The sequence below is a fragment of the Coprococcus sp. ART55/1 genome, from assembly GCF_000210595.1.
Taxonomy (GTDB): domain Bacteria; phylum Bacillota; class Clostridia; order Lachnospirales; family Lachnospiraceae; genus Coprococcus; species Coprococcus aceti.
In genome coordinates this window covers 1,333,915-1,334,947 of the sequence record NC_021018.1, presented here as the reverse complement: position 1 = coordinate 1,334,947, position 1,033 = coordinate 1,333,915, and the positions used below count along the sequence as shown (strand labels likewise).

Here is a 1,033-nt window from a genome sequence, read left to right as displayed (position 1 = left end):
TTGTTTCTACTGATTCATCAATAATATTCTCAGATAAATTTTGTGCTCTTTCCCCAGGTTCTTTTATCATTTCTCTGTCATAACTTTCGCCAACATTGTTTGCATCAATATTGTCAAAAGATTTTGTTTCTTCAAGTTCTGACATATCCTCATCAGCTTTTACATGAAATCCCTTATCCTGCATATATTTTCTTTGCATCATCATTTCCTCCTCATCATTTATACATTTTCAGCACTTTAACTTTTGGCGATTCTGTATCATCTGTAGAATCTGTTTGTTCCCCTCCTTCGTTTTCCTCCTTATATTTCAGAAGCAAACTTTTGTACTCCTGCAATTTTTCCTTTTCGCTATGTACTTCTGACTCTTCTGTTTTCTCTGTAGATTTTTCTTCCCATTTTTCAAATGCGCAAGAGAAATCCTCATTAGAATTCTCTTTTACCTCTTCATTTTTTCTCGGTTCAACATTATTTTCTTCCGATTCAAACCACTTCATATTTATCTCTCGCCTCTCATTCTCGTTATCGCCAAATCACATATTGATATAATCTATCAGGACTTTTCTTAAATATGCCTTTGACACCTCTAATCGTGGCTCTATCTGTCTAATCAAACACAATTTCTCATTAGATTGCATTTTCCCATTAGCAAAATCTTTCTCGACAACTTGAAAAAATGCATCTATTGAATCGGTATTTAACCCTTCATTTTTTACCATATCAACAAACAAATCAATGAGCTTTGGCGATATTACATCCATCAAATTTTCGCTTTTCATCTTATACACGCATTTTGTACATAAACTGCATTCCATGGAACTATCTTTTTTGCTCTGTTTGGATGGCATATTATTTTTAACCTGTTGCAATGATTCCAAAAGGATTTGTTGTCGCGTTTTAGCATTAATATTTTTCACAAGAGGTAATTTAACTAACTGCGGTCTAGAATCTCCCTCAGAATATATTGCAGCATATCCAGTATTAAACATACTGATACTTTCTACCTGATCACTAGTCATATTCATAGATGAGCCAA

At 33.5% G+C, this 1,033-nt stretch carries 3 protein-coding genes; all 3 read right to left on the bottom strand.

All coding sequences use genetic code 11. The annotated features are described in order from the left end of the window. On the bottom strand, positions 1-202 hold a 202-nt coding region (locus CCU_RS06230), incomplete at its 3' end, for a hypothetical protein (protein WP_208896042.1). A gap of 13 nt (positions 203-215) precedes the next feature. Then, on the bottom strand, positions 216-494 hold the full coding sequence (locus CCU_RS06225) for a hypothetical protein (protein WP_015533984.1): 279 nt from the start codon (positions 492-494) through the stop codon (positions 216-218). Positions 495-530: 36 nt separating this feature from the next. Continuing rightward, positions 531-1,033: hypothetical protein (locus tag CCU_RS06220; RefSeq protein ID WP_208896041.1), on the bottom strand; the 503-nt coding region annotated here is incomplete at its 5' end.